The sequence below is a fragment of the Geomonas sp. genome (assembly GCF_035254065.1).
Classification (GTDB): Bacteria; Desulfobacterota; Desulfuromonadia; order Geobacterales; family Geobacteraceae; genus Geomonas.
Window position 1 is genome coordinate 1 of the sequence record NZ_DATFBA010000293.1, and the last position, 7,924, is coordinate 7,924.

Here is a 7,924-nt window from a genome sequence, read left to right on the forward strand (position 1 = left end):
GTCGGATTTTGCTGGTCACGGTGCTTCTGCACCCAACCTTTCAGCACTCCATGGGTAATGCCGAGGCTGCTTTCTACCTCGCGGATGCTGCGGTTGTTCTCGACAACCTCTTTCACTGCTTGGAGCTTAAACTCCGAATCGTATCTTCGATTCGCTCTCATGACACACCCTCCTGGTCCGTTAGGATATATGGTGTGTCCTCAAAAGTGAAGATAGCTCAAATCTCCCTGATCCTCGCTGCAAGCCCCCCTTGACATCGCCAAAACCGTTATTATCTTTCTGCCAGATGCAGCACAACGAAAGGAGGTAACCAACATGGCGAGCTGGAGCATTTTCAACGAGTTGGACAACTTGAGAAGAGAGATCGACGAAGCATTCCGTGGCGCAGGAGTCGCCCGTCCGCTGGGTGCCACCTTCCTTTCCCCCACTTCGGGCCGGCGTTTCCCGCTAATCAACCTCAGCGAGGACGAAGAGCATCTCTACATAGAGGCCATGCTCCCGGGGGTTGATCCCAAGGAACTGCAGCTTTCCCTTTTGCGCGGCTCCCTCACCCTCTCCGGCGAGCGTAAGGCTCCGGCCGAAAAGGGGCTGCTACACAGAAGCGAGCTCGGCTTCGGCAAGTTCTCCCGTACGGTGGACCTCCCCGCCGACATCAATGCGGACAGGACCTCGGCCGAGTACAAGGACGGCGTGATGCGGATAACCATGGCCAAGTCCGAGCATGCCAAGCCGCGCAAGATCGAGATCCGTCAGGGCTGATACAACCAAATTCCAGCTAAAAGGTAACCATGCGAAGGACAGGAGGAACCATCATGGCAGCGAACGTAACCACGCACGAGCAGGAAAGGACCCCTCAGCACAGGGAGGAAACCAGGGCACCGGAGCGTTTCCTGAAGCCCGCCGTCAATATCATGGAAGACGAGGGGGGGCTGGTGCTGACGGCTGACCTGCCGGGAGCAAGCAAGCAGAGCCTGGACATCCACCTGGACAAGGGGGTGTTGACCATCAACGCGCCGGTCGGCCGGGAAATGCCCGGCAGGCCGGTCTACAGCGAGTTTGAGTGGGCTCCGTACTACCGCCAGTTCCAGATCCCGGAGGGGGTCGACCAGGGGGCGGTCAAGGCGGAATTCAACAACGGCGTGCTGACCCTGCGCCTGCCGAAGGCCGAGGCGGTCAGACCCCGTCGCATCGAGGTCTCGATAAGCAAGGAGTAATCCCGCCCAAGACACCCAAGCGAGCGCCCCTTAAGCGGGGGCTGCAACGGGTCACGGTCTGCGCCGTGGCCCGTTTTCGTTGCGGACCCTCTCTTTTGTACTCCCCCTCGTCCCACCCCTCACCCGCCCTTCGGGCACCCTCTCCCCGTGAAGGGGCGAGGGTAATTCACCATCAAGAGGGGGTTATGCGCAGAGGGTCGCTATCAGTTTGTAATGACCAGCTGTTTCGGTACAATCATGCGAGCGGTAAAAAACCAAACGGGTGGAGGTGGCAATGCTGACCCACAACTTGGGATATCCCCGGATCGGCGCTCATAGGGAACTGAAAACAGCCTGCGAGCGGTACTGGAGCGGAGAAGGCGATCTGGAAGAGGTGATGCAGACCGGCGAGAAGCTCAGGCGGGCACACTGGCTGGTCCAGAAGGAAGCAGGCCTCGATCTCATCCCCTGCAACGACTTCTCCTACTACGACCAGGTCCTCGACCTCACCCTGGCGGTGGGGGCGGTACCGCCGCGCTATCAGCAACTCGCCGAGGGGCCCGAGTTGGACCTCTACTTCGCCATGGCGAGGGGGTACCAGCAGGACGGGGTCGATATCATCGCCATGGAGATGACCAAGTGGTTCGACACTAACTACCACTACCTCGTGCCGGAGTTTGCCCGCGCCCAGCAGTTCTCCCTCACCGGCACCAAGGCGGTGGGGGAACTGATCGAGGCGAAGGGACTGGGGATCGAGGCCAAGCCGGTACTGACCGGCCCGGTCAGCTACCTCCTGCTCGGCAAGGAGAAGGAGCCGGGCTTCCATCGGCTGGAACTTTTGCCCAGGCTGCTACCGGTCTACATCGCGCTGCTCAACGAACTCATGACGGCCGGCGCGCGCTTCATCCAGCTGGACGAACCGTTTCTGGCGCTGGACATCGACGACCAGGCGCGCGAGGCCTACCGAAGCGCCTACTCCCGGATCGCCGAAGCGCTCCCGGAGCTGAAGATCGTGCTGGCCACCTACTTCGACGGCCTCAGGGAAAACGCCTCCCTCGCCATCAACCTGCCGGTGCACGCTCTGCACCTCGACCTGGTGCGCGCCCCCGACCAGTTGGACCGGCTCCTCGCTGAGATCCCCTCCTCTCTCACCCTCTCGCTTGGCCTGGTGGACGGCCGCAACATCTGGAAGAGCGATCTCGGTCGCGCCGTGGCGGCCGCCGAGCGGGCGGTACGGGCCCTCGGCACCGAGCGGGTCTGGGTGGCCCCTTCCTGCTCGCTTCTGCATGCTCCCTATGACTGCGCGTTGGAGGCGTCCAACAGCGCCCTCCCCCCGGAGCTCAGGGACTGGTTCGCCTTCGCCCGGCAGAAAGTGGCCGAGGTGGCGGAGATCGCCTCGCTCACCAACTCGGGGAGCGCTGAGAAAACGGCGCGCCTGGAGGAAAACCGCCGGGAGCTCGATGAGCGGCGGCGCTCCCCGCTCATCCACGACCCGCAGGTGAAAGAGCGGCTCAAGGGGGTTTCAGCTGCCGACCTCAAGCGGAAGGCCCCCTTCCACGAGCGGCGGGAAAAGCAGCAGCAGGCGCTCAAGCTCCCGATCTTCCCGACCACCACCATCGGCTCCTTCCCACAGACCGCGGAGGTAAGGAGGGTACGCTCACAGCTTACCCAGGGGAAGCTCAGCGAGGAGCAGTACCAGCAGGCGATGAAACGGGAGATCGAGAAGGCGATCCGCCTGCAGGAGGAGATCGGACTGGACGTCCTGGTGCACGGGGAGTTCGAGCGAAACGACATGGTGCAGTACTTCGGCGAGCAGTTGGAAGGATGCTGCTTCACCCAAAACGGCTGGGTGCAGAGCTTCGGCAGCCGCTGCGTCCGCCCCCCCGTCATCTTCGGCGACGTGCGGCGCAAGGCACCCATGACCGTCGGCTGGAGCTCCTTCGCCAATTCGCTCACCGACAAGCCGGTCAAGGGGATGCTCACCGGGCCGGTCACCATCCTGCAGTGGTCCTTCGTGCGCGACGACCAGCCCCGCCGGGAGACCGCACTGCAGATCGCGCTGGCCATCAGGGACGAGGTGGCGGACCTGGAGCGGGCCGGCATCGAGGTGATCCAGATCGACGAGCCGGCCTTCCGGGAGGGACTGCCGCTTCGCCAAAGGGACCGCCGGGAGTACCTCGATTGGGCGGTGGACGCCTTTCGGCTGGCGACCTCCTGCGTGCGCGACGAGACCCAGGTCCACACCCACATGTGCTACTCGGAGTTCAACGACATCATCGCCGAGATCGCCGCCCTGGACGCCGACGTGATCACCATCGAGACCTCCCGCTCGCAGATGGAGCTATTGGAGGCCTTCAAGGGTTTCAGCTATCCCAACGACATCGGGCCGGGGGTCTACGACATCCATTCGCCGCGCATACCCGCCTGCCAGGAGATGTACGACCTCCTGGAGCGGGCCCTCGAGTTCGTCCCGCGGGAGCGACTGTGGGTCAACCCGGACTGCGGACTGAAGACCAGGGGGTGGACGGAGACCAAGGAGGCGCTGGCCAACATGGTGTACGCGGCGAGGAACCTGCGGGAGATGGGAAGGTAACGGCGGGTAAAGGAGAGCGGGCCGGCAGCGGGTTCCTCCATGACAGGGACCGGGCTAGCGGGCCCGCTCGATCCGGTCGGTAACCGCCTGGATGATCATTTCCGCCTCGGAGGTGGTCAGCCCGACCCCCGGCTTGTTTCCCATCCAGTGGGTCACCTCCCCGTTGGGGGTGGTAAGCGGCTCGGGAAGCGCTGGGCCGTTGATCCGCTTGCCGTTCACATAGAGCATCGCCTTGTACTCCCCGTTGTGCCGCACCAGGGCGAACTTCGCCAGCGCCCCGTTGGACAGCAGCTTGTTCAGGAGCTCCTTTTCGACGATCGGCTCGCTGTCCGAGTAGAGGCGGTACCACTGCAGGTCGTTCATATCTGTCTCCTTGCCTTGCCGTGCCGAGCACGCCATGTGCTCGTTATCGACAGAGAGCGCCGGTAACTTTAATTCCCGCCCGCAACGCCAGCCCGCAGCGCCCCCCCCTGCCGCCCTCCTCGCCCCTGCCGACCGCTCCATCCCACAGCAGAGATCATCAGGCCGCCGCCGGGCCAGGGTTTGTAAAAGGGGGACGAAAAGCATATAATTCATTCAAATAGCGCCAGTAATCACGGGCAGTTACATGAAACCACGCTAACCGGACCACAGCCAACACCCTGGCAGGCAGCACCCAACCAGTAACGGGCAGCCCCGATGCGCGATAAAGACAAGAGCTCCACTTCCCCACCCGCGGCGGAGCTGTCGGTGGAACAGAAGCTCCTCACCGACAGCCGCTTCCGGCTCATGGTTCAGCAGATCAGGGACTACGCCGTCTTCATGCTCGACCCCAAGGGGTACATCCTCTCCTGGAACGAAGGCGCCCAGCGCATCAAAGGGTACAGCGCCAGCGAGATCATCGGCAAGCACTTCTCCATCTTCTATTCCCCCGAAGAGGTCAAGGCAGGCAAACCCGCCAGAGAGCTGGAGATGTCCAAGAGCGCCGGCAGCCTGGAGCTTGAGGGTTGGCGGCTCAGGAAGGACGGCAGCCGCTTCTGGGCCGGTATCACCATCACCCCCCTCTACGAGGCCGACGGCTCACTGATCGGCTTCAACAAGATCACCCGCGACTTCACCGAAAGGCGGCAACTGGAGGATGCCCTTCAGAAAAGCCGCAACATGTTCGAGCGGCTGTTCGAGACCTCCCCGGACGCCATCGTGGTGGTGGATGGCAGCGGGGCGATCCGCAAGGTCAACCAGCAGGCCGAGGCGCTCTTCGGCTACATGCGGGAGGAGCTGATCGGCCAGCGGGTGGAGCGCCTGGTGCCGGAGCGTTTCCTGAGAAGCCACCGCCAGTACCGCAAAAGCTACTTCCAGGACCCGCGCCCCCGCAAGATGGGGATCGGGCTGGAGTTGTACGGCCAGAGCAAGGAGGGGCGCGAGATCCCGGTGGACATCATGCTGACCCCCATCGAGACCTCCGAGGGGACCTGGGCCTACGCGGTGATCAGGGACATCACCCGCCAAAAGCAGAGCGACGCCAAGATCAGGGAGCTGAACACGGCTCTCAAGAGCCAGATCGAGCAGTTGGAGGCGAGCAACCACGAGCTGGAGGCCTTCAGCTACTCGGTCTCCCACGACCTGCGCGCGCCCCTGCGCCACGTGATCGGCTTCGTGGACCTGCTCAACAACCGCAACCCGGAAGGACTGGACGACAAGAGCCTCCATTACCTGCAGGTGATCACCGAGGCGGCCAAGAAGATGGGGAACCTGATCGACGACCTGCTCTCCTTCTCGCGCATGGGGCGCGCGGAGATGATGAAGAGCAGGCTGGACTTCGGGCAACTGGTGAGGGACATCGTCCGGGACCTGGCGGAGGAGGCCAAGGGGCGGGAGATCGAATGGGTGATCGGCACCCTGCCGGAGGTGATGGGAGACGCCGCCATGCTCAGGCAGGTGGCCTACAACCTGCTGGCCAACGCGGTCAAGTTCACCCGGGACCGCAGCAGGGCCCGGATCGAGGTGGGCGCCCTGCAGGAGGAACAGGAGACCAGGTTCTTCGTGCGGGACAACGGGGTCGGCTTCGATGCCGCCTACCTCAGCAAGCTGTTCGGCCTGTTCCAGCGGCTGCACAGGAACGAGGAGTTCGAGGGGACCGGGGTGGGCCTCGCCATCGTGCAGCGGATCATCGCCAGGCACGGCGGCCGGGTGTGGGCCGAGGGGACGGTGGGAGGAGGTGCGACCTTCTGGTTTTCCCTTCCCCAAAACGGGGTGCGGTAGTGTTCGGCAGGCGGTTGACAGATGCTGGTGCGACGAGGGGTGCTGAGGGGATTGCTCACCTCGACGAGTTCAGGCAGGCGGCGCGAAAAGCTGGGGCGGCCTCGTTGCGCGCTACAGGTCGAGGTAGCTAAAGCTTGTTCCGGAGGGTCTCCTTCAGCTCGAGCAGCGCCAGGGTCTGGATATAGCTCCCCAGGAAATCGATGTTCTTGAAAGCAACCCCCTCACCGAAGTAGTCGTCGATTTCATGAATGGCCTGTTTCATCAGCTTCTGAGCCGGGCTTAGCTTGGCGATCTCGGGATTCATCTTCCGTTCCTCCTTTCCGGCGGATTTCCCTATCTAATTCTATTTATAGCAGAGCCGTGTGGGAAAGAAAACCCATGGCGGCTCCCCGCTTTCAGGCGCCGCTTCCGTGCGTCTTCAGCCGCTTGTTGAGGGTCTGCCGCCCCATCCCCAGGATCTTGCTGGCCAGCCCCTGGTTCCCCTTGGCGAGCTTCATCGCCTCGCGGATCAGGTACTCCTCGACCTCGTCGATGGTCGGGAAGTGCCCGAAGATGGCGGCCAGCGGGTTCTCGTCGCTGGAGGGCTCGTGGGTGGTGGCCGAGCGGGCCAGCCGCTCGTCGCCGATCACCGCCCGGAAGGTCTCCATGGAGAGGATGCCGGAGCGGTGCCTGAGCACCGCGTCGAAGACCAGCGCCTCCAGCTCCCGGATGTTGCCGGGGAAGTTGTAGAGGGCGAGCAGCACCGCCAGCTCGGGGGGAGGGGTCGGCTTCTTCTTGCCGAGGGTGGCCGAGGTGGTGGTCAGGAAGTGGTCGAGCAGGAGCGGGATGTCGTCCAGCCGCTCCCTGAGGGGGGGGAGGTGGACCCGGTGGCCGCACAGCCGGTAGTAGAGGTCGTTTCTGAACTTCCCTTCCTTGATCCGCTCGAGGAGGTCGCGGTTGGTGGCCATCACGATGCGGGCGTCGCTCTTTTTCAGGAAGTCCGAGCCGACCGGGTAGTATTCCTGCTCCTGCAGAAGCCGCAAGAGCTTGATCTGGGACATCTCGTTCAGGTCGCCGATCTCGTCCAGGAAGAGGGTGCCGCCGGCGGCCCTGGTGATCAGGCCGTCGCGCGCCTGGTCGGCGCCGGTGAAGGCCCCCTTGCGGTGCCCGAACAGGGTGTCGGAGAACATGTTGTCGTCCAGCCCCGCCACGTTCAGGGCGACGAACTCGCCGCTGCAGCCGGAGAGCTCGTGGATGGCCCGGGCGATCAGCTCCTTGCCGGTGCCGGTCTCGCCGGTGACCATCACCGGCTGCCTGGTGCCGGCGATCACCTCCAGGTACTGGAAGATGGCGCGCATGCTCTTGTTGCCGGAGACGATGGACTGGAAGGCCTCCGGGTGGTCCAGCCGGTCGGTGAACATGTAGTGCTTCAGGACGGTGAGCTCGCTGGAGAGCGAGCGCATCTCCAGGGCCTTGCGGACCGAGGTGATCAGCCGTTTCACCTCGATCGGCTTCACCAGGTAGTCGAAGGCCCCCTCCTTGATGCAGTTGACCACGATCTCCACGTCGTTGTTGGCGGTGGCCAGGATGACCGGTATCTGGGGGTGCTGGGAGACGATCTGCGGCAGGAGCTCCAGGCCGGTCAGGTGCGGCATGCGCAGGTCGAGCACGATGACCGAGACCTCCTCCCGGGCCAAAAGCGCCATCACCTTCCGGCTGTCGTTTTCGGTCACCACGTCGGGGTAACCGCTGTTCTTGAGGCAGCTTTGGCAGCTCTCCAGGATCTGGGGTTCGTCATCGACCAGCAGGATCCGCTGCAGGTGCTTGTTCTCTAACACGTAGCTCATTCCTCCAGTAAAGGCGTTGGGGCACCGTCTTCAGCTACAGGTCCCCCCCGTGATAAAGGGGGGACCAGGGG

8 protein-coding genes are annotated in these 7,924 nt (G+C 63.5%); 4 read left to right on the forward strand and 4 right to left on the reverse strand.

What is annotated here, in order from left to right:
• A partial coding sequence (locus VJ604_RS19375; RefSeq protein ID WP_414652440.1) for a transposase occupies positions 1 to 161 on the reverse strand: 161 nt, incomplete at its 3' end.
• A gap of 154 nt (positions 162 to 315) precedes the next feature.
• Here VJ604_RS19375 and VJ604_RS13375 point away from each other — a divergent pair.
• The 3 genes from VJ604_RS13375 to metE all read left to right on the forward strand — a co-directional run bounded on the left by VJ604_RS13375 (position 316) and on the right by metE (position 3,786).
• The gene (locus VJ604_RS13375; protein WP_324083290.1) at positions 316 to 759 is read left to right on the forward strand and encodes an Hsp20/alpha crystallin family protein; all 444 of its coding nucleotides are present in this window, start codon (positions 316 to 318) and stop codon (positions 757 to 759) included.
• Between the two features lie 53 nt (positions 760 to 812).
• The gene (locus tag VJ604_RS13380) at positions 813 to 1,214 is read left to right on the forward strand and encodes an Hsp20/alpha crystallin family protein (protein WP_324083291.1); all 402 of its coding nucleotides are present in this window, start codon (positions 813 to 815) and stop codon (positions 1,212 to 1,214) included.
• Between the two features lie 274 nt (positions 1,215 to 1,488).
• Entirely contained in the window at positions 1,489 to 3,786 is a 2,298-nt protein-coding gene (metE, locus tag VJ604_RS13385; protein ID WP_324083292.1) for a 5-methyltetrahydropteroyltriglutamate--homocysteine S-methyltransferase, read from the forward strand.
• Positions 3,787 to 3,840: 54 nt separating this feature from the next.
• Here metE and VJ604_RS13390 read toward each other — a convergent pair whose 3' ends face one another.
• Positions 3,841 to 4,149: a hypothetical protein gene (locus VJ604_RS13390; protein WP_324083294.1), complete on the reverse strand. Its 309-nt coding sequence runs from the start codon at positions 4,147 to 4,149 to the stop codon at positions 3,841 to 3,843.
• A gap of 315 nt (positions 4,150 to 4,464) precedes the next feature.
• Between VJ604_RS13390 and VJ604_RS13395 the strand changes: the two genes are divergently transcribed.
• Positions 4,465 to 6,027, forward strand: a complete 1,563-nt coding sequence (locus VJ604_RS13395) for a sensor histidine kinase (RefSeq protein WP_324083295.1) — start codon at positions 4,465 to 4,467, stop codon at positions 6,025 to 6,027.
• Between the two features lie 127 nt (positions 6,028 to 6,154).
• Here the strand turns inward: VJ604_RS13395 and VJ604_RS13400 are convergent, their stop codons facing one another.
• Positions 6,155 to 6,331 (reverse strand): hypothetical protein, encoded by a 177-nt coding sequence (locus VJ604_RS13400; RefSeq protein WP_324083296.1) that lies wholly within the window; start codon positions 6,329 to 6,331, stop codon positions 6,155 to 6,157.
• A gap of 91 nt (positions 6,332 to 6,422) precedes the next feature.
• Positions 6,423 to 7,853: a sigma-54-dependent transcriptional regulator gene (locus VJ604_RS13405; RefSeq protein ID WP_324083297.1), complete on the reverse strand. Its 1,431-nt coding sequence runs from the start codon at positions 7,851 to 7,853 to the stop codon at positions 6,423 to 6,425.
• Between the last annotated feature and the right edge of the window lie 71 nt (positions 7,854 to 7,924).